Genomic DNA, 25,363 nt, shown 5'->3' on the forward strand with positions numbered 1-25,363 from the left:
TCCCGGCGTGCCGGCTCTTACTGGCCCTTGAGGTAGGCGTCGGCCTGCTTGGCCATCTCCGCCTGGAGCTTGGCCAGGCCCGCCCTGTCGAGGGCCTTCTTCAGCTTGTCCAGGCCCTGGTCGACGTCCACGGCGCCGATGAACAGCGGGTTGGCGAACTGCGTGAGGGCGGCGGTGACCTGGGTGTTCTCTCGCTTCACCGGCTCGGGGTCAGGGACGAAGGCGGCGTACGGGTCGACGGTGAAGTTGTCGATGTTCTGGGCCCAGTCGAACCACTTGGTCTCGGACTCGGTCATGTCCTTGATCCGGCGCTCCAGCTTGGCCCGCCAGGCGAGCGCGAAGCCCGGGAAGGTGTAGGTGGAGACCTTCTCGTACTTGTCGTCGCCGTCGGGGTTCCAGTCCTTGCCGGGGATGCCGTAGTTGAGCAGGTCGTGGTTCTCCTTGATCGACACCCAGTCCTGCAGCTGCATGGCCTTCTCGTTGCTCTGGCCCTTGGCGTTGAGCACGACGAAGTTGTCGCTCTGGAAGGTCTGGTACGGCTTGGCGCTCTCGCCGCCCTTGAGCGGCATCACGTTCGCGAGCATCGCGCCCGGCACGTTCTTGGTCAGCTCGGGCAGCGCCGTGGAGGACAGGCCGTCGGTCATGGCCCAGCCGCTGGCGACGCGGCCGGCCTTGAACTGCGAGTCCAGCGCCTTGGAGTCCAGGGTGAGGGCGTTCTTGTTGATCAGCCCGTCCTGGTAGTACTTCCGGATCAGGCGCAGCGCGTCCACCATGCCCGGGGCCTCCCACCACGGGATCGGGTTGGACGAGCCGGTCGTCTTGCCGTCGGCGGCCAGGACGAAGTTGAACGAGTCGCCCGTGAAGGAGGCGATGCTCATGGTCGGGTTGTCCCACATGTAGGGGTTGAGCCAGCCGACCGGGTTCCACGCCACCATCAGCTTGGGCATGCGGGAGCTGACCCCGATGGGGATGATGTCCTTGTTCTTCTGCTTGACGTCGTACCAGAACTTCTCCAGCCCGGCGAAGTCCGTGATGTCGCTCATGCCGAGCTTGTCAGCCAGGTCCTGGCGGATGCTGAAGTGGTGGAATCGAGCGACGGAGTTGATCTGGGGCAGGCCGTAGAGCTTGCCGCTCCACCGGTTCAGCTCGATGATCTTCGGGTCGATCGTGGCGGTCAGGTTGGGGTACTTGCCGCTGGACAGCAGGCTGCTCAGGTCGACGATCGAGCCACTGGCCGCGAGCTGCGTCATGTTGAGCCAGCGCGCCTGCAGCGCCGTGTCGAACTTCTCCCCGGCGGTGAACTTCAGCAGCGCCTGCTGACCGTAGCTGGTCCACGGGATGAACTGCGGCTTGATGGTGAAGCCCAGGTCCGCCTGAAGCTTCTTGTTGACTTCCGCCAGGACGGGGTCCCAGCCGACCGGCACGTCGCCGGGCAGCAGCAGGCTCAGCGTGAGCGCGGCGCTGCTCGCACCGCCACTCGCCTGGGGCTGCGAGGAGCCGCTGGAGCAGGCAGAGAGGAAGGCGGCGACGGACAGACCGCCGCCGGCGGCCAGCAGGCCGCGCCGCGACATCATGGGGTTGGACACGGTAACTCCTGAAATGGGGGGAACTGACTCAGCCCTTGGTGGCACCGAGGGTGATGCCCTTGACGAAGTAGCGCTGGGCGAAGGGGTAGGCGAGCAGGATCGGGCCGATGGCGACGGTGGTGAGGGCGAGCCGGAGCTGGTAGACGGGGGTGGCCGCCTCGGCCAGCTGCGGCAGCATCGCGGTGAACGAGATGTTGGAGATCAGGTTCTGCAGGACGAGCGGGAGCGGGAACTTGTGCACGTCGTCGATGAACAGCAACGCCATGAACCAGTCGTTCCAGTAGTGCACGGCGTAGAAGAGGCCGACGACCGCCAGGATCGGCTTGGACAGCGGCAGCGCGATCGTGAAGAACATGCGCAGCTCGCCGGCGCCGTCGATCTTGGCCGACTCGAAAATCGACTCGGGCAGCTGGCGGAAGGCGCTGACCTGGACGAAGACGAGGAACGGCATGACCAGCAGCGGCAGGATGACCGCGAAGTAGCTGTTCTGCAAGTGCAGGTACTGCGTCACCAGCAGATAGAGCGGCACCAGGCCGCCGGAGAACAGCATCGGCAGGTACGAGTAGATCGTCAGCGGCCGGCTGATGCCGGGCACCCGGCGAGCGATCACCCAGCTCAGCCCCGAGGTCACCGCCAGGGACAGCGCCGTGCCCACGAAGGTGATGAAGAGGCTGGCGACGTAGGCGTTCAGCACCGCCGGCCCAGTGAAGATCATCTTGTAGGCGGTGAAGTCGAAGTCCGGGAAGAAGCTGTAGCCGGTGGTGGCCAGCTGCGTCTCGCTCGTGAACGACCCCGAGATGATCATCCAGAAGGGCACGGCGCACGCCAGCACGGCGAGGGAGACACCGATCACGCTGACGACGGTGAACGGCTCCAGCTTTCTGGTGCTCATAGGATGCTCGTCTCCTTCGAGTACTTGCGCTGGATCAGCACCGCGATCACCACGAGGATGAAACCGACCACCGACTGGAACAGGCCGATCGCCGCGGTGGTGCCGAAGTCGCCGAGTTGGCGCAGGGCGCGGAAGACGTAGGTGTCGATGACGTCGGTGTTGTCGAACAACGTGCCGTTGTCGCCGATGATCGCGTAGATGGTGCCGAAGTCGCCGTAGAAGATCCGGCCCACCCCCAGCACCAGCAGCACCGCCGCGGTGGGCTTCAGCAGCGGCAGCGTGATGCGCCAGGCCATCTGCGCCCGCGAGGCTCCGTCGATCATCCCGGCCTCGTAGACCTCCTCGGGGATGCCGGTGATCGCGGCCAGGAAGATCACGCTCAGGTAGCCGCCGAGCTGCCAGATCTTCACCACGGTCAGGATCCACGGCCACGGCCCCGGCTCGGTGTACCAGTCCACCGCGGGGAATCCGAAACCGCTCAGAGCGTCGTTGACCGCCCCTCCCCCACCGGACGCCCCGGCGAGCAGCACCTGCAGGATGATGCTGATCACGACCGGGGACACGAAGTAGGGGAAGAAGACGACGGACTGGGAGACCCGCTTGAAGAAGGTGCTGCGGATCTCGTTCAGCATGATCGCCAGGATGATCCCGGCGGCCAGCGTCGCCCCGAGGAACAACACGTTGAGGAACAGGGTGTTGAACAGAATCCTCGCCGCGTCCCCGGACTCCAGGAAGTAGGTGAAGTTCTCCAGCCCGTTCCACGGGCTGTCGAAGATGCCCAGGTTGACGTCGAACTCCTTGAACGCCACCACCAGGCCGGCCATCGGCAGGTAGTTGAAGACCAAGAAGAAGACGACCGCCGGCAGCGCGAGCAGCCCGACCACCCAGCCCTTGCGGGCCGCCACGCCTTTGCTGCGGCGCCGGCGCCGGGGTGGCCCGGTCGGAGGTCTCGTCTGAGGCTCTTGCCTCGCCTTAAGCGTGCTGCTCATCACCCGAAGTCCCGTCTGAGGCGGCAGAAGATGGCCGCGAAGTTGGATAGAAACCGGTAGCTGCGAACGCTACGTGCGAGCGGCATTCACCACAAGGCGGCGTTACGGATACGTTACAGACAAGTCTCTCCCAGTCCGCCCAAGGCACTCTTTTAGTGCGCGAACGTGCCGCCTCGCGTCACCAGGGCCGCACCATTGACCATCAACCCGCTGTGCTTCTACGGTTAGAAACCGATCCCTACGAATGGAGGCTCCTCCGTGTCCCCACGCCCGAAGGCGCTGTTCGCCATGCGCGAGGAACATCTCGCGCTGCTCTTCCCCGCGCCCTTGCTGCGGCGGCTGGACACACTGGCCGACATCGACGTGACGCTGGTCGCCGAGCACTTCGACGATCCGCGCCTGGACCTGTCCGAGACCGAGATCCTCATCACCGGCTGGGGCTGCCCCACGCTCGACGAGGCCGTCCTGGCCCGCGCGCCCCGCCTGCGCGGCGTGCTGCACGCCGCCGGCTCGGTGAAATCCCTGGTCACACCCGCCTGCTGGGAGCGCGGCCTGCTGATCTCCTCCGCCGCCGAGGCCAACGCCGTCCCGGTGGCCGAGTACACCGTCGCCGCCGTCCTCATGGCCGGCAAGGGAATCTTCGCCCTGAACGAGCGTTACCAGCGCGAACGCACCTTCACCCTGGCCGAGATCCAGCCGTCCATCGGCAACAACGGCCGGACGGTCGGCATCGTCGGCGCCTCGCGCATCGGCCGCAAGGTGATCGACCTGCTCTCCCCCTACGACCTGGACCTGTGCGTCTACGACCCCTACACCCTGGTCCCCGGCGTCCGGCAGGTGTCACTGGAGGAACTGCTGCGCACCAGCGACATCGTCAGCCTGCACGCCCCCGCCACCCCGGAGACCACGCACATGCTGGATCGCGAGCGGCTGGCGCTGCTCCAGGACGGCGCGGTGCTGATCAACACCGCGCGCGGATCGCTGGTCGACACCGACGCCCTCATCGCCGAGCTGAAGTCGGGCCGGCTGTCCGCGGTCCTCGACGTGACCGAGCCGGAGCCGCTGCCGGCGGACTCGCCGCTGTTCGACCTGCCCAACGCCTTCCTCACCCCGCACATCGCCGGCTCCCACGGCAACGAACTCGCCCGGATGGGCACCGCCGTGGTGGACGAGCTGGAACGATTGATCGCCGGGTCGCCGCTGGTGTACCAGGTGACACACGACGACCTGGAAAGGGCCGCCTGAAACGGGCGCCTTTACGTTGTAGATTAAGTTCTGGGCGTCCTACCCTTGCCTCATGGACATCGCCACAGCAGGCCGGCTCTGGGACGCCGACCCGGGCTGGCTCAACACCGCCTCCTACGGACTGCCCCCGCGCCGCGCCTTCGAGGAGCTCCAAGCCGTGCTGGCCGACTGGCGGCACGGCTCCAGCGACTGGACGCCCTGGGACACCCGCGTAGGCCGCTCGCGCGCCGCGTTCGCCCGCATGATCGGCGCGCCGGCCGCGGACGTGGCCGTGAGCTCGACCGTCTCGCAGATCATGTCCGTCGTGGCCACGGCGCTGCCGCCGGGCGCCCGCGTCGTGGTCCCGGACATCGAATTCACCAGCAACCTGTTCCCGTGGGCCGTCGCGGCCGAGGTCGAGACCGTCCCCGCCGACCGGCTGGCCGACGCGATCAGCGGCTCGACCGCCGCCGTGGCCTTCAGCCTGGTCCAGTCCGCCACCGGATCCGTCGCCCCGCTCGCCGACATCGTGGCCGCCGCCCGCGCCCACGACGCCCTGGTCATCGCCGACGGGTCTCAGGCGTGCGGCTGGCTGCCCGTGGACGTCGACGAGGGCCTCGACGTGCTGGCGTGCGCGGCGTACAAGTGGCTCATGGCGCCGCGCGGCGCCGCCTTCGGCTACCTGTCGCCGCGGGTGCGCGAGCGCATGCGCCCGCTGGCCGCCGGCTGGTACGCCGGCGCCGGCGAGGCGTACTACGGCCTGCCGATGCGCCTGGCCCCCGACGCCCGCGCGTTCGACCTGTCACCGGCGTGGTTCTCCTACGTGGGCGCCGCCCCGGCCATCGAGCTGCTCAACGAGCTGGGCGTCAAACGGGTCCACGACCACAACGTGGCCCTGGCCAACCGTTTCCGCACCGGCCTGGGCCTGGAGCCGGGCGACAGCGCCATCGTGTCCGTGGACGCGCCCGGCGAGCGGCTGGAGGCCGCCGGGATCCGCGCGGCCGTGCGGGCGGGCCGGGTGCGGGCCAGCTTCCACGTCTACACCACCGCCGACGACGTCGATCGTGCTCTGGACGTGCTGAACGGGTGATCTCGCGGGTACGAGGGCGATGACGCACGACACGTACCGGAGGGAAGCGCGGATGGCCGTCAACGTCACCGTCTGGAGCGAGAACTACCACGAACCCCGCGAGGAGGACGTACGCCGCCGCTACCCCGACGGCATCCACGGCGCGATCGCGGCCGGGCTGACCGAGGTGCTGGGCGATCGCGTCCGCGTCCGCACCGCCGTGCTGGAGGACCCCGAGCACGGCCTGACGGACGAGACCCTGGCCCAGACCGACGTGCTGACCTGGTGGGGGCACATGGCGCACGAGGAGGTGGACGACAAGGTCGTGGAGCGGGTGCGGCGGCGCGTGCTCGGCGGGATGGGCCTGCTGGTGCTGCACTCCGGCCACTACTCCAAGATCTTCCGTTCGCTGATGGGCACCACCTGCACCCTGAACTGGCGGGACGCCGGGGAGCGCGAGCTGGTGTGGACGGTCTCCCCCGGCCACCCGATCGCCCGCGACATCCCCCGCCCGCTGATCATCGACCGCCAGGAGACCTACGGCGAGCCGTTCGACGTCCCGGAGCCCGACGAATTGGTCTTCATCAGCTCCTTCAGCGGCGGTGAGGTGTTCCGCAGCGGCTGCTGCTACCGCAGAGGGCTGGGCAGGATCTTCTACTTCGCCCCGGGTGACCAGGAATATCCCGTCTACCATCACCCCGATGTGCGCCGTGTGCTGGCCAACGCCGTCCTGTGGGCCGCCCCGGAGCACGGCGTCACCGAGCCGCCGCAGAACGCCCACACCTCCATCCAGTGGTAGGCCCAGTGATAGGAAACGCATGACGTTCGCGACCATCGACGCGGACCGGCCGCTACGCGGCGTGGTGGCCGGCGCCGATCCGGTGTCCGTCTACTGCGAGTCGTTGGACCTGATATCCGGCCGCCTGCTCGGCGACCGCGATCTTCGAGATGACCGGCGAGCTGCGCTACACCTTCACTGGGCGCTGGTCGGCGCCGGGCCGGCCGACGTCGTGGACGGGCAGTTGGCGGGCGGGCGGCACGCGCGGCACCGCCTGCTGGGACGGCGATCCGACCGCGGAGCCGGCCAAGGGGCACGTGTTGCGGCCGTACAAGCAGGAGCCCGACCCGCACCCCGGTCGCAGCCGCTACGCCGGCCTCGCCGAAGGGCAGGAGGAGTTCGTGACGGGGCTGCGGACGGGACGGCCGCCGCAGGGCGACTGCCACGACAACATCCGAAATGTGGCCATGGTGACGGCGGCCCTGGAGTCGGCGCGTACGGGATCGCGGGTGGCGATCGTCTAAGCCGGGTAGGCGTGGGTCTCAGCGATCTTGACCGAGGCTCAGATGTACTGGCCAGGGGCCAGGTCGAGGGCGGCCGGGGTGATGTCGACGAACGCGGCGAGGGCCTTGGCCGCGGGCAGGGCACCTGCTCGGCGCAGAGCGCGACCTTCACCTTGGGGTCGGCGAGGTCCTTCAGCTCGTCGACCTTGGCCGGATTGCCGCCCGGCACCGCGATCTGCAGGTCGTTCCGCGCGAACGTGACCGGCGCGCTCGTCAGGGACGCATCCGTGACGTCGCTGATCCGGAACGTCGTCATAAGGCACCACCATCTACCGCACATGCCAACCAGAAGAAGGCAGTAGATCTGCATTCGCAATGTGATGGGCATCATGTCATCGCATCAGCGAGAGCTGGATGTGGGACGGCCGGTGCAGGAGGGATCGCAGGGCGGGTGCGCGAGTGCGCGCGACTGCTCCCAGATGCGGACTCGGACCCGGATAGCCACATGCTCGACCCGATGGACACCGCGGTGCCAGCCGCGGCCTATGGCGAGGCTGACCAGGCTTCGACACCTTCGGAAATCAGTAGAGGCTTCCCACAGCAGTGATCTGGATCACGCGATAGTATGTTCGATGTGAAACTGGTGGTGCAGGTGAAACTGCTGCCAACGGCTGAGCAGGCCGAGGCGCTGGAGTCGACCCTGCATCAGCTCAACCAGGCCGCCTCCCAGGTCTCCCAGCTCGCCTTCCACACCAAGACACTCGGAGTGCACGGGCTGCGCCGCCGGGTCTACGGTGAGCTGAAGGCCACCGGGCTCGGAGCACAACAGGCCCAGCATGTGATCAAAAAGGTGGTCGACGCCTACACGAGCCTGCGGGGGCTGATCCGTAACGGCCGGCTGACGGGCCGGCGGCGGCGGAGGGCCGAGTCCGAGCCGATCATCTTCCGGCCGAAGGCGGCCCATCCGTTCGATGACCGCTGCCTGTCGTGGTTGCACGATGCCCGCACGGTGTCGATCTGGACAGTGCGGGGCCGGGTGAAGGACATCACCTTCACCGGCTCGCCCGACCAGCTCAAGGCTCTCGCCGCCTACCGGCAGGGCGAGTCCGACCTGCTGCTGCGCGACGGGACCTGGTATCTGATCGCCACCTGCGAGATCCCCGAGGCTCGGCTCGAGACCGATCCGGACGGCTGGATCGGGGTGGACCGGGGGATCGTCAACCTGGCCACCACCAGCGACGGGATCAACTACAGCGGGCAGAAACTCACCGGTTACCGTCGCAAGATGGCCCGGGTGCGGGCCGAGTTGCAGGCCAAGGGCACCAAGTCCGCCCGCCGGAAACTGAAGCGGCGCGCCAAGCGGGAGCGCCGCTTCGCCACCCAGACCAATCATGTGATCGCCAACGAGATCGTGGCCGATGCGCAGCGCACCGGACGCGGCATCGCCGTCGAGGAACTGGCGGGGATCCGCGACCGGGTACGGCTTTGGCCATCCCAGCGGGCCACGCTCTCGTCCTGGCCGTTCCACCAACTCGGCGAGTTCCTCGCCTACAAGGCACGCCGCGCCGGTGTCGCCTTCGTGGAGGTGGATCCGGCCTACACCTCGCAGATGTGCCCGAACCGGTGGTGCGGGCACACCGCGCGAGGCAACCGTCCCACCAGGGACAGCTTTCGTTGCGGGTCGTGCGGGTTCGCTGGACCGGCCGACCACATCGCCGCGCTCAACGTCGCAAGGCGGGCCAGCGCGGTGTGGGCATTCGTCAACATGCCCAACGAGCCCGCCGTGGCAAGCGGGCTCAGTGCGTCCCGAGCCGGTCACCCAGACCGGACCGAGAGGCGCAAGCCCAGGGCCTCAGCCCTGGGTCGTTGACAGGGTGGTTTCGCTGGCCCCGTGGGCGAAGGTGACGACGTCGTCCTTGCCGTCACCGGTGACATCGGCCGGCGAGCCGCCGAACATCTTCCCCGAGGCGCCCGTGTAGTAGACCTCCAGCTCGGCGATCGAGGTGAACGTTCGGGTGCCGCCGGGGGCGCCGATGATCCGCACGCCGTCCCCGTCCACCGGGTCGAACCCCAGCTCGTACGCCCGGTTCGGCCCCGCCGTGTTGTTGTACGGGTAGTCCGGCGTGATCCGCAGCCCGCTCACGGCCACCCACTGGTGGTCCCGGCGCACCTGCACCCGCAGGTTCCCGGCGAACCAGCCGCCGTCGCCGAACATCTGCCCGCTGGTGAAGACGACCTTGTTCATCAGGTACTCGCGCGGCCACGTGTATCCCCACCAGCTCGCGCCTTTGCGTTCGTCGTTCCAGTCGTCCTCGCTGTGGGACCTGTTGCCGTCGTTGTAGAACGCGGTGGTGCCGTAGTGCATGGCCCGCTCGACGCCCACGGTGCCGGGCTCCCTGGCCAGGTTCCTGCCGCCGTCCGGCTGGTTGCCCGGTGTCGTGTCGGTGTGCGGCTCCAGGCGCATCTTGCGCAGCGAGAACGTGTACGCCCAGTGCTCGCCCGCCGGGTAGCCGCCGCCGCACGGGCAGACGTTCGACTGCAGCCACATCGACTTGCCGTCGGCGCTGATGTACTTCGACGGGATCGTCGTGGCGTACCCGCCGTGCTTGGTCCTCGTCCACGGATAGCCGCCGAAGTCCTTGCTCGCGACGTGCTTCCACGGGCCCCACGGCGTGGGCGACTCGTAGAACTCGAAGGTGTACTCGGTCCACGAGGTGTAGATGTAGCGGTCGAGCGGCTTGTTGTAGACGACGCCGCCCTGGCTGATCACGCTCAGGTTCCTGACCCGGCCTGCGGTGTAGATGTCCGGGTAGAGGCGCCGGTCGTCGTGGAGTACGGCAACGCGCCGGCCGATGTCCGACGACCAGGTGGGCGTGCCGGAGGCGGTGAAGCCGCTGACGAACTGCCAGGCCGACCGGTTCTGCACGGAGTCCCTGGGCACGCGGGCCAGCCACACGTCCACGGGGTCGGGCACACGGTTCGCGAACGAGTCGCGCCAGTTGTGGTCCATCCCGTACGCGTACAAGTAGCCGTCGGGCGCGTTGGCGTACGCCTTCCCGTAGTCCAGGAACATGATCGTGGTGAACACGCCGTTGCCGAACATCGGCGCCGACCGGTCCCACGTCCACGTCCTGCCGTGGTCAGTGGACCTGGCGATGGTGGCCGCGGGGGCGTCGTCGAAGTCCAGGGCCAGGTCCTGCACGGCGAGGTAGAGGGTGCCGTCGACGCAGGCCATGCCGGTCGGCTTGCGCGTGTGGTTCGCCGTCCACACCTGGCCGACGTTGTCGCCGATGGGCAGCTGCGCGCCGGTCAGGTTGCCCGGCATGCCGGAGATGCGGGCCACACCGATGTCGCTGTACGTGTTGGCGAAGCCGATGCCGTCGCCGTAGGCGGTGTAGACGTTGTCGTCGTCGGACCAGCAGTTCGGCCACAGGTCGCCGTGGTTGCGGTTGTCGCCGACGGCCGGGGCGCCGACCGAGGCGGCCGAGTCGACCTGCACCGTCGAGAAGAACGTGCTGGGCGGCGGCGACGTCGCCGCCCCGGCCGTCTCTGGGGCCGCTCCCGTAACCGTCATTGCGGCCGCGACGAGCAGGGCCGCCAGGCCCGCGCCCAGGCGTCGTCGAAGGGTCGAATACATGACTTCTCCAGGCAGTCCGGTGGCCCCTGAGCGCGCGGCAGTCAGGGGTCGCGAGGGTGGGGGGTTAAGGGAGAAGAGCTGTGAGCAATCGATTTCTCACGGAAGGTACAATCGCCGCCTGACAGCCGTCAAGCCCTGAGTTGTCGAGATTTCAGTCGGGGTATGAGGGACAGCGTGCTGCTGCGCTCGCCGTAGGCGGCCGCAGAGCGGCGGCATTGTAGGTCTCCGCGATGGTAGAAACTTGGTTCGATGGCCACTATCTACGATGTCGCCCGCGAGGCCGGCGTATCCGCCGCCACCGTCTCACGCGTGCTCAACGGCGCCCGCACGGTCGACCCCGCCATGGTCGCGCGCGTGCTCACCGCCGTCCGAGAGCTCGGCTACCGCCCCAACGCGGTGGCCAGAAACCTGCGGCGCAGCCGCACCACCCTCTGGGCGGTGATCATCTCGGACATCGGCAACCCGTTCTTCACCGCCACCGTCCGCGGGATCGAGGACGTCGCCCAGCAGGCCGGCTACTCGGTCGTGCTGTGCAACAGCGACGAGGACCCGGCCAAGGAGGAGACGTATGTCGCGGCGGCGCTGAGCGAGCAGATGGCCGGCGTGATCATCTCCTCGTCGGGGAGCGTCAAGGCCGCCAAGACCCTGCTCGAGTCGCCTGTCCCCGTCGTCGCCATCGACCGCGAGCTCCCGCGCGGCGAGGTGGACACGGTCGTGGTGGACAACGAAGCGGGCGCGCGCACGGCCACGGAGCATCTCCTTACGGCCGGCTACCGGCGGATCGCGTGCATCACGGGGCCCGAGGGCGTGAGCACCGCCGACCTGCGCCTGCGGGGCTACGCGGGGGCCCTGCCGGGCGAGCCGCTGGTGGTGCGCACGGACTTCCGCGAGCAGGGCGGATACGACGCCATGACCTCACTGCTGTCCTCCTCCGATCGTCCGGACGCGGTGTTCGTGGCCAACAACCTCATGGCGGTGGGGGCGCTGCGGTGTCTGGCCGATCGGGGTGTGGACGTGCCCGGGGAGATGGGGCTGGTCGGGTTCGACGAGATCCCGTGGGCGGATCTCGTCCGGCCGACGCTGACGACGGTGGCGCAGCCGACGTACGAGCTGGGGCGCATGGCCGCCCGCCTCCTGGTGGACCGCATCGCCACCCCGGCCGCCAAACCCGCCAAGGTCGTCCTCCCCGCCGAGCTCCGCCCCCGCCAGAGCAGCGCCCGCTGACCCGCGGCGCCCAGGTCTCGTCCCGCACCGCACCCGGACCGGGTCGGGTACGTTCTCGCGCGGGCAGGGTGCGTGCCGACCCGGGCCCGGTGCGTCCCGCCGCGGGTCTGGTGCGCCCCGGCGCGGGTCAGGTGAGGGCATGGGTGATGTGGGACGTCGAGTGGTACAGGTCGCGGTAGAGGGCGTACAGACGATCGTAATCCGCGGCGGCGGCAGGGTCCGGCTCCACCACGGACGCCACCGGGTTCCATCCCTCGCATGACACCCCCACCGCCTGCGCCGCCAGCATGGCGTCGCCGAAGGCGGCGCCGACCGTGTGGGCGGGCACGACCTGCGGCTGCTGGAGGACGTCGGAGACGATCCGCGTCCACAGGCCGCCCCGCGTGCCGCCGCCCACCGCCACCAGCCGCTTGGCGGACCCGCCCGCCTCCCGCATGGCCTCCAGGTTGTGCCGGACGCCGAACGCCGTGGCCTCCAGCGCGGCCCGGTACAGGTGGCCGCGCCCGTGCCGCAGCGTCAGCCCGGCGATCGTCCCCCGGGCGTCCGGGTCGAAGAGCGGCGTGCGCTCCCCCGCGAAGTACGGCAGCATCAGCAGCCCCTCCGCCCCGCGCCCCGCGGCGGAAGCCTCCGCCGTGAGGTCCGAGAACGAGGCCCCGGTCAGGTCACGGAGCCATGCGGTGATTGCTCCCGACGTGGCCATCCCGGCCGCCAGGTTGTACGTCCCCGGCGCCACCCCCACGGTCCCCCACAGCTGCGGGGAGGCGGCCCGCGAGGCGAGCACCTCGACGAGGAACATGGTGGTCCCGTACATGAGCATGACGTCGCCCGGTGAGGTCACCCCGACGCTCAGCGCCTCGGCCCACGCGTCGATGGTGCCCGCGACCACCGGGATCCCGGCGGGCAGCCCGGTCAGGGCGGCCGCGCCGGAGGTGACCGTGCCCACGACGTCGCCGCTCCAGGCGAGCGCGGGCCGCTCCAGCTCCGGCACGATCTCCCAGTCCGTGATCCACTCGTGGGCGCGGGTGTCGTACAGCGGCGTGCATTGGCTGGCCGCATGATGATCCAGCACGTAGGCCCCGGTCAGCCGGTACGCCAGCCACGAGTGCGCCATGAACATCCGCCGGGTCCGCGCCCACACGGAGGGCTCGTGGACGCGGAGCCACTCCAGCTTGGGCCCTACCGCCTGGGACGTGAGCGGCGAGCCGCACCGGTCCAGGATCACGGCCTCGCCGTAGCGGGCGGTCTGGGCGGCGATCTCGGCGATGGCGCGGGTGTCCACGCCGTACAGGATGGCCGGGCGCAGCGGCGTGCCGTCCTCCGTGCAGGGCAGCACGCACGGCCCGATCCCGCTCAGCCCGACCGCCTCGATGCCGGGGCGGGCCAGCTCGCCGGCGATCGCGGCGAAGTCGGCCCACCACACCTCCTCCGCGTCGTGCTCGAACCAGCCGGGCCGGGGCGTGGCGGTCCGGTGCTCGCGTACGGCCGTGGCCACGACCGTGCCGTCCGCTGCGACGAGGACACCCTTGGAGCTCGAGGTCCCGATGTCGACGCCGAGGAACATCAGTTCTGCCCGGACAGGTCGAACTGCTTGTACAGGTCGGCCGCGTTGTCCTTGGTGACCTGCGTGGTGCCGAGCACCTGCTGCTTGTCCACCGGCTGGCCGTGCAGGATCTTGTTGACGGTGTCGGCCGCCTCCTGCGCGCCCGTCGGGTAGATGAACGTGGCCGACAGCTGGCCGAGCTGTACGGCGCGGATGCCGCCGTCCGGGATGGCCAGGCCGTCGATGCCGACGAACTTGATCTGCTCGGCCTTTCCTGCCGCCTTGGCCGCCAGGTACGCGCCCAGCGCCATCGGGTCGTTGTGCCCGTACACGAGGTCGATCTTGGGATGCTGGGCCAGCCACTGCTGCATGATCGGCGTGGCCTGCTCCTTCACCCACTTGGCCTCGCGATCCGCGATGATCTTGATCTTGGGGTTGGCCGCGATGGCCTCGCGGAAGCCCTTGTCACGGTCGATCTGCGGCTGGTTGGACAGGATGCCGCGCAGCTCGACGATGTTGCCGCCGTCCGGCAGCAGCTTGACCGCCTCCTCGCCCGCCTTCCTGCCGATGAGCACGTTGTCGCCGCCGATGAAGGCCGTGTAGCAGTCGGTGTTGACCGTGCGGTCCAGGATGATGACCGGGATCTTGGCGTCACACGCCTGCTGCACGGCCGCCGTCAGCGGCGCGGGCTCGGTGGGCGAGACGATGAGCGCGTCGACCTTCTGGGTGATGAAGTTCTGGACCTGGGAGACCTGCGTGGCGCTCGACTGCTTGGCGTCGGCGATCGGCAGCAGCTCGATGTCCGGATATTTCTTCAGGAAGTGCTGCAGCTGCAGGTTGAGCTGCGCCCGGTACGGCTCGGCGTTGTTCGACTGCGAGTAGCCGACGACGAACTTCTTCTTCCCGGCGCCGCCGTCCGCGGTGGCGATGGACGTAGGCACCTTGGACGCGCACGCCGCAGCGAGCAGCGCGCACAGCGCGATGGCAATGGTCTTCTTCATGATCGAGACCCTCCTCGGAAGAACGTGAAGAGATCGGGACGCTGCAGGACGACCGCCACGACGACGATCAGTCCCTTGATCACGAGCTGCCAGTTGTCGCTGACCGCGTTGAGCCCGAGCACGTTGTCCAGCAGCGTCAGGATGAGGGCCCCGACGAACGTGCCGGCGATCGTGCCCTTGCCGCCGGCCAGCGAGGCCCCGCCGATGACCGCGGCGGCGATGGCGTCCAGCTCGAAGGACTGCCCGGCCTGGGGGTCGGCCGAGGCGCTGTAGGCGGCGTCGATGGGCCCGGCGAACCCGGCGAGCATGCCGGACAGCGTGAACACCGCGATCGTGACCGCCGTGACGTTGACGCCGGACAGCCGGGCGGCCGTGGGGTTGCCGCCGACGGCGTACACGTGCCGGCCGAACCGGGTCTTCGTCAGGATCAGGTGGAAGACGACGCAGACCACGATGAAGGCCAGCACCGGATAGTAGATCCGGCCGAACAGGTTGTGCCCGGGCGTGCCGAACAGCTGGAACGCCTCCGCCTGCGGCGTCAGTTGCCCGTCGGGGCCGGTGATCTGGGTCCCGACGCTGACGTTGTCGCTGACCTGCCGGTCCAAGCCGCGTACGACCGAGAGCATGGCCAGCGTCATGACGAACGACTGGATGCGCAGCCAGGCGGTGCCGGCGCCGTTCAGGAACCCGAAGAACGCCCCCACCGCCATGCAGATCGGCACGATCTGCCACGGCTCCAGCGAGTGTTTGGACAGCATCATCGCGGCCGTCATCGACGCGATGCCCAGCAGCGAGCCGACGGACAGGTCGATGCCGCCGGTCAGGATGACCAGCGTGACGCCGACGGCGAGGATGCCGCGTGAGGCGAAGGCGCCGATGGCGTTGGTGAGGTTCGTCTCGTTGAGGAACATCTCGCCCTTGGTGGCGATCCCGACGGCGAGCACCAGCACCAGGCCGATGTAGGCCTGCGCGGCGCCGAGGGCGGACAGCGTGCGCCGCATCCGGTTGTCCGCGTGAAGAGTCATAGGGTCGTCACCTGCTGTCTGGCCATGGCGGCCGCGAGGATCGCCTCCTGCGTCGCCTGGCCCCTTGCGAATTCGGCGGTGATCCGGCCCTCGCACAGCACGAGGATCCGGTCGCACATGGCGAGCAGCTCGGGCAGTTCGGACGAGGCCACGAGCACGGCCTTGCCGGAGGCGGCCAGCTCGGACATCAGCGCGTGGATCTCCGCCTTGGCGCCCACGTCGATGCCGCGGGTCGGCTCGTCCATGAGGATCAGCGACGGCGCGGTCAGCAGCCATTTGGCCAGCACGACCCTCTGCTGGTTGCCGCCCGACAGGTTCCCGACCGTGAAGCGCGTGCCCGGCGCCTTGACGCGCAGCTCGCGCACCTGCCCGGCGACGGCCGCGCCCTCGCGCCGCCGGTCCACGATCCCAAAGCGCAGGAACCGCTTCAGCGAGGGGAGGCTGGCGTTGAAACCGATGGTGTTGCCGAGGACGAGGCTCTGCGCCTTGCGGTCCTCCGCCACCAGCGCGACGCCGCGCGCGATCGCCTGCTTGGGGCTGCGCGGGCGGTACGGCCGGCCGCTCAGGATCATGCGGCCCGCCGCCGCCCGGTGGACGCCGAAAATCGATTCCAGCAGCTCGCTGCGGCCCGCGCCCATCAGCCCGGCGACGCCGACGATCTCGCCCGCCCGTACGGACAGGGAGACCTCGCGCAGCGCGGTGCGGCCCGAGCCGGGCTCACCGGGCACCGACAGGCCCTCCACCCTCAGCAGCTCCGCGCCGTCCGAGCCGCCGTTCGCGCGCGGGAACATCTCGCCCAGCGGCCGGCCGACCATCATCTGGATCAGCTCGTCGCGGTCGATGGACGAGCGCTCGCCGACGTAGCGGCCGTCACGCAGCACGACCACCCGGTCGGCGATCTCCTCCAGCTCCTCGAGGCGGTGGGAGATGTAGATGACGGCCACGCCGCGCCCGGTGAGGTCGCGGATGACCTCGTACAGCCGGTGCACCTCGGCGTCGGCCAGCGCCGAGGTGGGCTCGTCCATGACCAGGACCCGGACGTTCTGCGACAGGGCCTTGGCCACCTCGATGAGCTGGCGTTCGGCGATCTTGCACTGCCTGACGAGGGTGCGCGGCGACAGGTCGAGCCCGAGGCCGCGCAGCAGCTCGGCGGTCCGCGCCTCCATGCCCTTGCGGTCGAGGATCGCGCGCTCCCTGCCGAGGAGGATGTTGTCGGCGATGGACAGCTCGGGCACCAGGTTGAGCTCCTGGTGAATCATGGCGATCCCGTGCCGGCCCGCGTCCTTGGGCGAGTGAATGCGGGCGGGTTCGCCGCCGATCTCGATCTCGCCCTCGTAGTCCTTGAACACCCCGGCCAGGATGTTCATCAGCGTCGACTTGCCCGCGCCGTTCTCGCCGAGGAGGGCCACCACCTCGCCCTCCCCGACGGTGAGCGACACGCCGTCGAGCGCCCGCACGCCGGGGAAGGACTTGCCGATGGCCCGCATCGTCAGAACCGTCGTCACCGCAGACTCCATGCCGTGTAGGAGGCGGCCGACCAGGGGGTCTTCGGGGTGAGCTGGACGGTGATCTCGCTCTTGCCCTTCGTGACGCCCGCCGGGATCTGGTAGACGTCCTCCAGCCACCTGCGGGTCCGGTTGCCGAGGGGCTGCACCCAGTCGGCCAGCCTGTGCCCGTTGACGGTGACCTCGGCGTGCTGGCCCGCGAGACTCTGGTCGCCGGTGCGGCGCAGCTCGACGCCCCGGTTGCCGCGGTCGATCCGCAGCTTGAAGCTCACCGGGCCGTCGGTCGTGCGCTGGGCGGCCTTCAGCGTCAGAGGGTTCCTGAAGTCGCCTTCGAACGCCGAGTCCAGTGTCGTGACCTCGCCCTGGCCGGTGTAGCCGTGCTGCTGCTCGCTGCTCTGATCGCCGACGGTGAGAGCGTCGGTCTGCGTGGCCGCCGCATGGTCGCGGCCGTACCAGTAGGCGGTCGAGGAGTAGACGCCCTCGACGTCGTTGGTCCAGCCGTGCTCGATGTCGAAGGTGAGCGAACTCCCGAACGGCACGGCGTCGCCGATCATCAGCCGATACGCGCCCGTGCAGTCGCCGTCGGCCGGGCAGCCGGTCGCGGGGGCCAGGTGCGCGGTGTTGCCGTGGAAGGGGGTGGTGAAGGTCTCCCGGTTGAAGTACCAGCCGGCCTGGTAGAAGTCCTCGGTGCCGGTGCCGTGGATCTGCGGGGTGCGCGAGCCGTCCACGTAGACGCGCTCGTCGCCCTCCAGGTAGTTGCGGTTGGTCGGACCGCGCATGGTGTGGCTGACGCCGACGAACTTGCCCTGGGCGCCGGTGACGCGCAGGAAGGGCCAGCTCGCGCCGGGGGTGGTGCCGCCCGCACGGGACTGCGTCCGGAAATAGCCGATATCTCCTGCTACGGGGCTGTGGGTGGACGTGACCGCCGCCTCGCCCTCGATCGCCCGGCCGGAGTCGTTGTACAGCTCGACCGTCGCGCCCGTCCGGTACGGCATCGGCCACCAGGCGGTGAGCGTGCTCGTCTTGGCGTCGATCGCGGACATCAGCGACGCGACCGGCATCATCGCGTGGCCACTGCCGAAGAACTCGCCGACCGGCGAGTCGACGGTGCGGCGGCCGTCGAAGCTGATGCGCACCCGTAGCCCCTGCAGCACCTCCTGGGCCGACCTGATCCTGGCGAGCTGGTCCTCGTTCATCGGGAAGGCGAAGGTCCGCTCGCCCTGCCAGGTCTGCGCGACGATCTTGTAGGTATGGGCCGACTCACTGGCCGCGTCGCCGACGTCCACGGTGTCGGTGCGCTTGCCGGCGCTGTCCACCCAGTACGTGAACTCGTTGTAGTCGAGGTCCGACGACGCGAACACGTTCTTGATCGTGATCTTCGACTTGCCCTTGGTGGCACTGGCCGGCAGGTCCACGACCTCGTCGGCCCACATCCCGGCGGGTCCCAGCTTGCTGGGCGGCCATTGCGCGACCTCCTGCCCGTCCACCTGGATCTTGGCGACCTGCCTGCCGATGGCCGGGTCGATGCGACGGGTCAGCCGCACCCCGTCGTTGGCCGGGTCGATCGCGACGGTGAACTCGCTGGAGCCGCCGGCGCCGAACGCCCGGCCCTCGTCGGCCTCGGTCTTCGGCAGCACCTGCACGGCCTGCGGCAGCTTCAGCTGGATCTGCGACAGCAGGCCGGAGCCGGTCGTGCGCGCCACCCGCGCCGACGCGCCCGGAGCGAGATCGATCGCGGCGTCCTGCTCGCTCCCGCCCGCAATCGGAGGCTTGGGGTCGCCGCCCGCCTTGAGCCTGTCGATGACGTCCTGGGCCTTGTCGGCCGGGTCGAACGTGCTCACGCCCTCGGCGTCGGCGAACGTGCGGTAGCTGACGTGATAGAAGAGCGGATTGTGCTCGGTGGTGATGCGCATCGAGCGCGAGTACGGCATCGGCACCTGGAGGTAGACGCCGCCGGAGCTCTGGTCGGCGTTTCCCACGAGGGGGTAGGCGAAGGGGGCGCCGAGCTTGCCGTTCACCAGGTCCTGCAGGCTCGTCTCGACGACTTTCCTGCCGTCCAGCTCGATGGTGATCTTGCCGGTGCGGCTGACGTCGCCGCCGTCCCTGGTGAACCAGATGGCCTGCACCTCGCCGGCGCCTGTGTGCTCGGCGATCACGCAGCCCTGGTCGGTGGTGCTCAGGCAGGAGTACTTGCCGTCGAACCCGTCGTTGTTGTCGCCGGTGCGGTCGAAGCTGGAGAACTGTTTGGTCTGCACGCCGACCGGTAGCTCGGGCAGCCGGTCGAGCCTGCGATAGACGTCCCACCCAACCGGGCCCTTGGCGGTGGCGGCGGCCGGGACCTGCTGGGCCTGCGCCGGAGCGGCGATCAGCCCGCCCGCCACCAGGACGGCCGCTCCCAGGATCGCTTTACGCCACATCGCCGAACCCCTCGAACGCGACGCCGAGTTGCTCGCACACCGCCCGAAGCTCGGCGACGTAGTCGCCCGGCACGGCGTGGATGTGGTTGGAGCCGAAGCGGCCGAGGAACTCGGTGGCCGGGACGTGCAGCCGGGTGAAGGCGTGCGGCCACTCGAACGTCGACTGCTTGGCCATGGCCTCGTTGGTGGCGTCGTCGTACAGCTCGAAGTCGCCGCGCATCACGTGCATGCGGTAGGCGCCGTCCCTGCGGGTCAGCCGGGCGAACGTGGCCGCCCCGGGAGCCGCCAGATGGTGCACGCTCGCGCCGCCCGCCGGGAAGAAGAACACCTCCGGATAGAAGTGCGTCCTGGCGAGGTTCTCGGCCGGGTCGTCGGACCTGGCCGCGTACCACGTCGCATGCTGGCCGGAGTTGCACAGGTCCCACACGTCCTTGTCGGCGTGGTAGTGCCTGACGTCGGCGAACAACACCGGGTCGCCGCTCAGCAGCTTGAGGATCTGCATGGTCAGCGCGCCGTCCATGTCGGCCTCGGTCGCGCAGACGTGCGTCTGCTTCGGGCCCTCCCAGTCGTACGGGTCGTTGAGGAAGGCCTCGGCGAGGTCCATCGTGCAGAAGTGGGTGGTCAGCTCGGGCTGGCCCTTGATGCCGGAGAAGTCCAGGTTCCACTCGTCGATGAGCTCGCGCATCGCGTAGTAGGTGCGGATCTGCCGCTCGAACAGTTCGGGCGTGAGCTGCTTGCCGTCGTAGTGCACGTTCCCCTTGGCCTCGAGCCACTGGCGGGCCTCGGTGACCCGTGCCTGGGAGGCGTGCTCACTGCGCCGGACGATCTCCCACTGGTCGATCTCCTCGACGTCCACGCCGAACGTGCGCATCCACTGGTCGGTGTTGGCGACCGCGGTGTACATGCCCATCGGCCGGCCGCCGATCCTGCCGAAGGTCGAGCCGCGCAGCCCGCGCACCGCCTGGGCCGCCCGCACCTCGGTCAGCACGCGGTTCCTGACGGCGGGATCGTCGATGTCGCCCCACGCCCTGGCGTGCACCCGGCCGATCTGGTCCAGTCCGCCGCCGCCGGCGAGCATGCCGACCATGCCGGGCTGGGCGGGGTCGATGTTGGCCATCAGCAGCAGCGGCCCCGGCGTCGCCTCCGCGGCCAGCATGGTGAAATGCGGGAACGCCCAGACGGCGTAATTGAAGATCGTCAAATCGGGGCGCCGGTCGGCGAGCCAGCGGGCCTGGGACGTGGCCAGCTCGTTCGTCCAGACGATCTCCGGCGCCACGATCACCTCGTGGCCCTCCTTGCGCAGCGCCTCCGCCAGGGCGGTGGTGGCGGCGTCGATGTGGTCCACGAGGTCGCGGGCGACGAAGTCGCGCCCGTCCGAGATGCTCAGGACTCCGATACGTGCCACGGGTCACTCCTCCATGCGGCTCGAGAAATCGATTGCTCAGAAATCGATTTCCACAATCTAGATCCGGACCTCATGGTCGTCAATGGCGCCTCATGTCACAGAATCGCAACGGTGGCCGAGGGTGCCACCGCGCCGAACGGACTAGGACTGCCGCGCAACCGCCCGTTCGATGAGGTCGCCGGCGAGGACCGCCGCGGCGGCACAGCCGAGGCCGATGCACCAGCCGAAGGGACCGATCGGGCGGCAGCCGAAGAAGGTGCTGAGTCCCGGGACCGAGACGATCGCGCCAAGGGCGGCCAGCGATGACAGCGAGGCGAGGAGCACCAGGCGGTTCCGCCGGCCCATCATCAGGGTCTGGACGAGCTGGGCCCCCACCAGGCCGATGAGCCCGACCGTGTCCGCGCGGCCGCGGGTGCCGCTCATCCGGGCCAGGATCCACGCCAGGCTCGCCGCCGCGGCCGTGGTGGCCGCACGCAGGTAGATGTCCCGTGTCAGGGCGGCTCCCAGCGACGCCTCAGGGCCTTCCGCGAGCAGCCGGTCGGGGCCGGCGGCGCGCGGCGGCCGTACGGCCACGGCCATCGCGGGGAGCATGTCGGTGAGCAGGTTGACCAGCAGCAACTGGCGCGTGTTCAGGGCGCGGCGGCCGGTCAGCAGGGTGGATCCCAGGGTGAAGGCGATCTCGCCGACGTTGCCGCCGAGCAGCATGCTCAGGGAGTCGCGGACCGACCCCCACATGGCCCTTCCTTCGACGACCGCGTCGATGAGCGTCTCGATGCGGTCGTCGATCACGACGATGTCGGCGGCGGCCCTGGCGGCCGGGGTGGCCTGAGGTCCGAGCGCCACGCCCACGTCGGCGAGCCGGATCGCGGGGACGTCGTTGGCGCCGTCGCCGGTGACGGCCACGATCTTGCCCGCCCGCCGCAGGCCGGCGACGATCCGCGCCTTGTGCTTGGGCGTCATGCGCGCGAAGACCGCCGCTTTCGGAAGCTCCTCGGCCAGGGCGTCGTCGTCGAGACCGTCGATCTCGGGACCCGTCATGACCTTCAGGCCGTTCAACGCGTTGATCTCGGCCGCGATGGCCTCTGCCGTGCTCGGATGATCGCCGGTGATCATGATCACTCGTACGCCCGCCCGCATCAGCCCTTCCACGCTGCGCTTGGCGGTCGGGCGCACGGGGTCGGCCAGGCCGAGGAAACCGAGGAAGCGCAACCTGCCGATCCGCGACTCGTCCAGATCGGCGCGGCTGGAGGCGTCCCGCTCGGCCACCGCGAGCACGCGGTATCCCTGCAGGGCGAGCCGGTCCACCTCCTCCTCCAGCTCACGCCTGGCCTGGTCGTCCAGCGGGCCGCCGGCCAGGCTGCCGCAGCGGGTGAGGACCACCTCGGGGGCGCCTTTGACGCTCAGCACGTGTCCTGACTCGGTCAGGCCGAGGACGGCGTGGTAACCGCGCCCGGGCTCGAACGGGAGTTCGTCGACCCGCTGCCACTCCTTCAGCCCGGTCCCGGGAGCGATCCCCAGCTTGGTGGCGCCCTCCACGACCGCGCGGTCTGTCGGGTGAGCGAGGCCACGCCCGCCTCCGTACGGCGGGCAGGCTCGGACGGCGGCGCCGACGATCGCCTTCAGCTCTGGCGTCAACGCCTCCGCGGACTGCTCGGTTCGCCCGTCGGACACCTTGCCCAGGCTGATGCGCCCTTCGGTCAGGGTCCCTGTCTTGTCGAAGCAGAGCACGTCCACCCGGCCGAGGGCCTCGATCGTGGACGGGTTACGGACCAGCGCGTTACGGGTCGACAGCCGCTTGGCCGAGGCCAGCTCGGCCACGGTGGCGATGAACGGCAGTCCCTCGGGGACCGCCGCCACCGCCAGGCTGATCGCCGGACCGACCGCGGCGGCCAGGCGAGAGCCGCGCAACAGCTCGGTGACCATGAGGATCAGCCCGGATCCGATGGCGAGCGGGAGGATCCTGCGGCTCAGCGCGTGCAGCCGCAGCTCCACTCCGCTCGCGGGCGGGCCGGCCGCCGTCAACGCGGCGGTCCTGCCCGCTTCGGTCGCGTCCCCGGTGGCCACGACCACGGCGAGGCCGCGACCGGCCGCGATCGAGGTGCCCTGGTAGACCATGGAGGTGCGATCCGCGATGGCCGCCGACGCGGTCGGGACGGCGGCTTTGGACACGAGCTGAGATTCGCCGGTGAGGGTGGACTCGTCCACTTCGAGGCCCACCGCTTTGATCAACCGGCCGTCGGCCGGCACGGTGTCGCCCGCGCGCAGCTCGACCACATCGCCGCACACCAGGTCGCCGGCGACACCGATCGCGAGGCCGTCGGGCCGGCGTACCCGTGCCTGCACCACGGTGAGGTGGGTGAGGCGGTGCAAGGTCCGCTCGACGCCCCACCGCTGGGCGCCGCCGAGCAGCCCGCCCACACCGATCACGCCGCTGATCAGCCCGGCATCCAGCACCGAGCCGACGGCGGCCGACACGCCCGCGCCCGCGGCGAGCACCGGGGTCAGCGGGTTGGCCAGTTCGCTGACGCAGGCGCGGACGAACGTCTGGTGGTGTCTGGCGGGCGATGCGGCCGTCGCGGTCCTGCGGTCCCGGGCTTGGGCCTCGGTCAGTCCTTGCGGCGAGGTGCGGAGCCTGGCCAGGACGTCACCGGCGGACATCGCGTGCCAGGGCGTGGGATCGGCGGGAATCGGCGGCGCCTCCCTTCCGGCGCGACGCCCCATCCACTCTCCGGCGACGAGCGCGGCGACCGCTGTGCAGTTGGCCACCAGGTAGGCCGGTCCGAGCGCGCTGCGCCTCGGGCCGATGGCCGCCAGCCCGGCCCCGGCGATCGCCCCGGCGGCGGCCACCCGCACACTGCGCTCACTCGCCTTCCGTGCATGCGGCAAGCAGCGCAGCAGCAGGTGGACACCGTCGAGCCCGCCGATCACGTCGGCGTCCCAGGGGACCCGCCGCCGCGGATCATCCAGGACGCCGATGCCGAGGTCGGCTTGGCTGAGCCCGCGCCGCGACCGCTGCGAGACCACCGCGACGCCGTGTCCCTCGGCCTGCAGCGCCCGTACCGATGCCGCCAGCCGCGTCCCGCCTCCGACGACCCGGTCGATGCCGAGCCGCCGTGCCAGAGCGCCGTCTCCCCCGGCCAGCACCACCGCGCACGTGCCTTTGGGCGCGGCCACCACTGCCTCGGCGAGGGGGTGCAGCTCGGGCGCCATGCCGGCCAGGGCGACCACGCTCCCCTCGCGCGAGAGGGCGACCGGGTGCACACCGTGCTCGCGCCACTGGGACACCTGCGCCGGCTCGTGCCGCGCCGTGAACGGTTCGACGGCCCACCCGTCGCGTTCACGGCGGGCCCAGGGGTCGGTGAGATCGAGGAGCGAGTAGAGCCTGGTGTGCACCTCGTCCGCATCGGCGCCGGGGTCGAGCCGGACGATGCTGTCGACGGTCCACGCGCCCGTGGTCAGCACGTGGGCGTCGAGGAGCACGGTGTCGATGCGATCCATCCGCTGCAGCGCATGGCCGTCGAGCACCAGGGTGTCCCGCTCGGCGAGGGCGCGCAGGACGGCGCTGGCGAAGACGTCCCTGCCCAACCGCGCGGCCTTGGGGGTCGCCGTGGTGAGCACGGAGAGCCCCCGCTGGTGATCACGGGTGATGGCCGCGGTCACCCCGTACGCGGCCAGTGCGCCGGGAGTCGTCGCGGCGGCGTACCTCTCGACGGGGCCGCCCGGCAACCTCTCCGGACGCGGCGCCGCCGACGTCCGGATGTGGCGGTAGGCGCCCTCCTCGACGGCGAACTCCTCCTCGCGCAGCTCCCACGCCCGGCGCCCGGCGCAGGAGTCGAGGTACCGGCCCGCCGCCGCCACGGTGTCGATCATCAGGGCGACGGGCCGCAGCGCGAGCGCGTGGGAGATGATCCGGGTCGAGGTCGCCACCACGTCCGCCGCGGGCGGGCCGACGCGTTCGGCCAACTCGCGGCGCAGCCATGGGTTGTGCTCGGCCAGCGACAGCACGGCGGGCACCGCCGGCGGCAGCTTGCGGATCCGGGCGACCTGACCGGCCAGCGCGACCGCGGTGCCGGCCAGGTGCAGACCAAGACCCACCGCGGCGCGCGCCTGCTGCTCCATGCCGTCGAAGGCCTGGCTCCCACCATCGGAGGCCTCCGGGACCTCGTCGACGTTCTCCACGATCGCCACGAGCTTGTCCAGGTCGACCGTGTCCACGTCGCAGCCGACGAACACACAGCCGAGCGCCCCGTTCACCTCCGCTCGGTGCACACCCGCGCTCAGCAGGCGCTCCTCGAGATCGCGCGCGGCATCCTCGGTACGCGGCCCTCCGACGTTCCACACCTCGATGCGCACCCCGCCCGGGCACGTCCGCACCAGGCGCGGGCACCGGAGCATTCCCCGAACCGGCCGGGGGAGCATCTTGAGCAGCGTGCCGGCAGTGGGAAGTACGCCCGACAACCGCATGTCGTCCCCCATCAGCGAACACGTGCAGTGAGCCTTTCCAGCCCCACACGCTTCACACCCGCCACCAGCCACTTGACGCTTTCCATGCCGCCGGCGGCACACAG

The 25,363-nt window shown here is 70.0% G+C and carries 17 protein-coding genes and 1 pseudogene; 6 read left to right on the forward strand and 12 right to left on the reverse strand.

From position 1 onward, the window contains the following. Nucleotides 1-17: 17 nt before the first annotated feature. From Q9G87_RS15070 to Q9G87_RS15080, 3 genes are read right to left on the reverse strand one after another with little or no spacing between them, the layout of a single operon-like run. Nucleotides 18-1,586 carry an extracellular solute-binding protein gene (locus tag Q9G87_RS15070; protein ID WP_305916957.1) on the reverse strand — a complete coding sequence of 523 codons (1,569 nt, stop codon included), beginning with the start codon at nucleotides 1,584-1,586 and terminating at the stop codon, nucleotides 18-20. Nucleotides 1,587-1,614: 28 nt separating this feature from the next. Then, on the reverse strand, nucleotides 1,615-2,478 hold the full coding sequence (locus Q9G87_RS15075; RefSeq protein WP_305916958.1) for a carbohydrate ABC transporter permease: 864 nt from the start codon (nucleotides 2,476-2,478) through the stop codon (nucleotides 1,615-1,617). Continuing rightward, on the reverse strand, nucleotides 2,475-3,383 hold the full coding sequence (locus tag Q9G87_RS15080) for an ABC transporter permease (protein ID WP_206641543.1): 909 nt from the start codon (nucleotides 3,381-3,383) through the stop codon (nucleotides 2,475-2,477). The genes Q9G87_RS15075 and Q9G87_RS15080 overlap by 4 nt, the downstream gene beginning before the upstream one ends. A gap of 342 nt (nucleotides 3,384-3,725) precedes the next feature. On the opposite strand from Q9G87_RS15080, the gene Q9G87_RS15085 reads away from it, so the two are divergent. The 4 genes from Q9G87_RS15085 to Q9G87_RS15100 all read left to right on the forward strand — a co-directional run bounded on the left by Q9G87_RS15085 (nucleotide 3,726) and on the right by Q9G87_RS15100 (nucleotide 7,062). Next, nucleotides 3,726-4,712, forward strand: coding sequence for a hydroxyacid dehydrogenase (locus Q9G87_RS15085; protein ID WP_305916959.1), 987 nt, complete (start codon nucleotides 3,726-3,728; stop codon nucleotides 4,710-4,712). Between the two features lie 52 nt (nucleotides 4,713-4,764). After that, a complete protein-coding gene (locus Q9G87_RS15090; protein ID WP_305916960.1) occupies nucleotides 4,765-5,781 on the forward strand; it encodes an aminotransferase class V-fold PLP-dependent enzyme in 1,017 nt (338 codons plus the stop codon). Between the two features lie 19 nt (nucleotides 5,782-5,800). Next, complete coding sequence (locus tag Q9G87_RS15095; protein WP_305916961.1) at nucleotides 5,801-6,559, forward strand: ThuA domain-containing protein; 759 nt, start codon at nucleotides 5,801-5,803, stop codon at nucleotides 6,557-6,559. Between the two features lie 149 nt (nucleotides 6,560-6,708). Then, on the forward strand, nucleotides 6,709-7,062 hold the full coding sequence (locus Q9G87_RS15100) for a hypothetical protein (RefSeq protein WP_305917278.1): 354 nt from the start codon (nucleotides 6,709-6,711) through the stop codon (nucleotides 7,060-7,062). 142 nt (nucleotides 7,063-7,204) lie between these two features. Here Q9G87_RS15100 and Q9G87_RS60670 read toward each other — a convergent pair. Beyond that, nucleotides 7,205-7,432: pseudogene (locus Q9G87_RS60670) on the reverse strand (substrate-binding domain-containing protein); the annotation flags it as partial. 234 nt (nucleotides 7,433-7,666) lie between these two features. On the opposite strand from Q9G87_RS60670, the gene Q9G87_RS15110 reads away from it, so the two are divergent. Continuing rightward, nucleotides 7,667-8,911 (forward strand): RNA-guided endonuclease InsQ/TnpB family protein, encoded by a 1,245-nt coding sequence (locus tag Q9G87_RS15110; protein WP_305916962.1) that lies wholly within the window; start codon nucleotides 7,667-7,669, stop codon nucleotides 8,909-8,911. Here Q9G87_RS15110 and Q9G87_RS15115 read toward each other — a convergent pair. Then, nucleotides 8,894-10,678: a hypothetical protein gene (locus tag Q9G87_RS15115; RefSeq protein WP_305916963.1), complete on the reverse strand. Its 1,785-nt coding sequence runs from the start codon at nucleotides 10,676-10,678 to the stop codon at nucleotides 8,894-8,896. The genes Q9G87_RS15110 and Q9G87_RS15115 overlap by 18 nt on opposite strands. A 249-nt stretch (nucleotides 10,679-10,927) precedes the next feature. Here Q9G87_RS15115 and Q9G87_RS15120 point away from each other — a divergent pair, with 249 nt between their 5' ends. After that, on the forward strand, nucleotides 10,928-11,902 hold the full coding sequence (locus Q9G87_RS15120; protein WP_305916964.1) for a LacI family DNA-binding transcriptional regulator: 975 nt from the start codon (nucleotides 10,928-10,930) through the stop codon (nucleotides 11,900-11,902). A gap of 127 nt (nucleotides 11,903-12,029) precedes the next feature. Here the strand turns inward: Q9G87_RS15120 and Q9G87_RS15125 are convergent, their stop codons facing one another. The 7 genes from Q9G87_RS15125 to Q9G87_RS15155 form a co-directional block, all read right to left on the reverse strand. Beyond that, complete coding sequence (locus Q9G87_RS15125) at nucleotides 12,030-13,463, reverse strand: FGGY-family carbohydrate kinase (protein WP_305916965.1); 1,434 nt, start codon at nucleotides 13,461-13,463, stop codon at nucleotides 12,030-12,032. Continuing rightward, nucleotides 13,463-14,443, reverse strand: a complete 981-nt coding sequence (locus Q9G87_RS15130; RefSeq protein ID WP_305916966.1) for a substrate-binding domain-containing protein — start codon at nucleotides 14,441-14,443, stop codon at nucleotides 13,463-13,465. Before Q9G87_RS15130 ends, Q9G87_RS15125 begins: the two co-directional genes overlap by 1 nt. Continuing rightward, nucleotides 14,440-15,468, reverse strand: coding sequence for an ABC transporter permease (locus tag Q9G87_RS15135; RefSeq protein WP_305916967.1), 1,029 nt, complete (start codon nucleotides 15,466-15,468; stop codon nucleotides 14,440-14,442). Before Q9G87_RS15135 ends, Q9G87_RS15130 begins: the two co-directional genes overlap by 4 nt. Next, nucleotides 15,465-16,973 (reverse strand): sugar ABC transporter ATP-binding protein, encoded by a 1,509-nt coding sequence (locus Q9G87_RS15140; RefSeq protein ID WP_305916968.1) that lies wholly within the window; start codon nucleotides 16,971-16,973, stop codon nucleotides 15,465-15,467. The genes Q9G87_RS15135 and Q9G87_RS15140 overlap by 4 nt, the downstream gene beginning before the upstream one ends. Further along, nucleotides 16,970-19,390 (reverse strand): glycoside hydrolase family 172 protein, encoded by a 2,421-nt coding sequence (locus Q9G87_RS15145; protein ID WP_305916969.1) that lies wholly within the window; start codon nucleotides 19,388-19,390, stop codon nucleotides 16,970-16,972. The genes Q9G87_RS15140 and Q9G87_RS15145 overlap by 4 nt, the downstream gene beginning before the upstream one ends. Then, nucleotides 19,380-20,795 carry an L-fucose/L-arabinose isomerase family protein gene (locus Q9G87_RS15150; protein WP_305916970.1) on the reverse strand — a complete coding sequence of 472 codons (1,416 nt, stop codon included), beginning with the start codon at nucleotides 20,793-20,795 and terminating at the stop codon, nucleotides 19,380-19,382. Before Q9G87_RS15150 ends, Q9G87_RS15145 begins: the two co-directional genes overlap by 11 nt. A 141-nt stretch (nucleotides 20,796-20,936) precedes the next feature. Further along, nucleotides 20,937-25,271: an HAD-IC family P-type ATPase gene (locus tag Q9G87_RS15155; RefSeq protein ID WP_305916971.1), complete on the reverse strand. Its 4,335-nt coding sequence runs from the start codon at nucleotides 25,269-25,271 to the stop codon at nucleotides 20,937-20,939. Between the last annotated feature and the right edge of the window lie 92 nt (nucleotides 25,272-25,363).

It is taken from the genome of Nonomuraea turcica (assembly GCF_030718205.1).
Taxonomy (GTDB): Bacteria; Actinomycetota; Actinomycetes; order Streptosporangiales; family Streptosporangiaceae; genus Nonomuraea.

What these genes read in the sequence shown, in the direction of transcription:
- Q9G87_RS15090 (WP_305916960.1), top strand. Translation starts at nt 4,765, where the DNA reads ATGGACATCGCCACAGCAGGCCGGCTCTGGGACGCCGACCCGGGCTGG.
- Q9G87_RS15145 (WP_305916969.1), bottom strand. Translation starts at nt 19,390, where the DNA reads ATGTGGCGTAAAGCGATCCTGGGAGCGGCCGTCCTGGTGGCGGGCGGG.
- Q9G87_RS15115 (WP_305916963.1), bottom strand. Translation starts at nt 10,678, where the DNA reads ATGTATTCGACCCTTCGACGACGCCTGGGCGCGGGCCTGGCGGCCCTG.
- Q9G87_RS15130 (WP_305916966.1), bottom strand. Translation starts at nt 14,443, where the DNA reads ATGAAGAAGACCATTGCCATCGCGCTGTGCGCGCTGCTCGCTGCGGCG.
- Q9G87_RS15110 (WP_305916962.1), top strand. Translation starts at nt 7,667, where the DNA reads ATGTTCGATGTGAAACTGGTGGTGCAGGTGAAACTGCTGCCAACGGCT.
- Q9G87_RS15125 (WP_305916965.1), bottom strand. Translation starts at nt 13,463, where the DNA reads ATGTTCCTCGGCGTCGACATCGGGACCTCGAGCTCCAAGGGTGTCCTC.
- Q9G87_RS15075 (WP_305916958.1), bottom strand. Translation starts at nt 2,478, where the DNA reads ATGAGCACCAGAAAGCTGGAGCCGTTCACCGTCGTCAGCGTGATCGGT.
- Q9G87_RS15155 (WP_305916971.1), bottom strand. Translation starts at nt 25,271, where the DNA reads ATGGGGGACGACATGCGGTTGTCGGGCGTACTTCCCACTGCCGGCACG.
- Q9G87_RS15135 (WP_305916967.1), bottom strand. Translation starts at nt 15,468, where the DNA reads ATGACTCTTCACGCGGACAACCGGATGCGGCGCACGCTGTCCGCCCTC.
- Q9G87_RS15095 (WP_305916961.1), top strand. Translation starts at nt 5,801, where the DNA reads ATGACGCACGACACGTACCGGAGGGAAGCGCGGATGGCCGTCAACGTC.
- Q9G87_RS15100 (WP_305917278.1), top strand. Translation starts at nt 6,709, where the DNA reads ATGACCGGCGAGCTGCGCTACACCTTCACTGGGCGCTGGTCGGCGCCG.
- Q9G87_RS15120 (WP_305916964.1), top strand. Translation starts at nt 10,928, where the DNA reads ATGGCCACTATCTACGATGTCGCCCGCGAGGCCGGCGTATCCGCCGCC.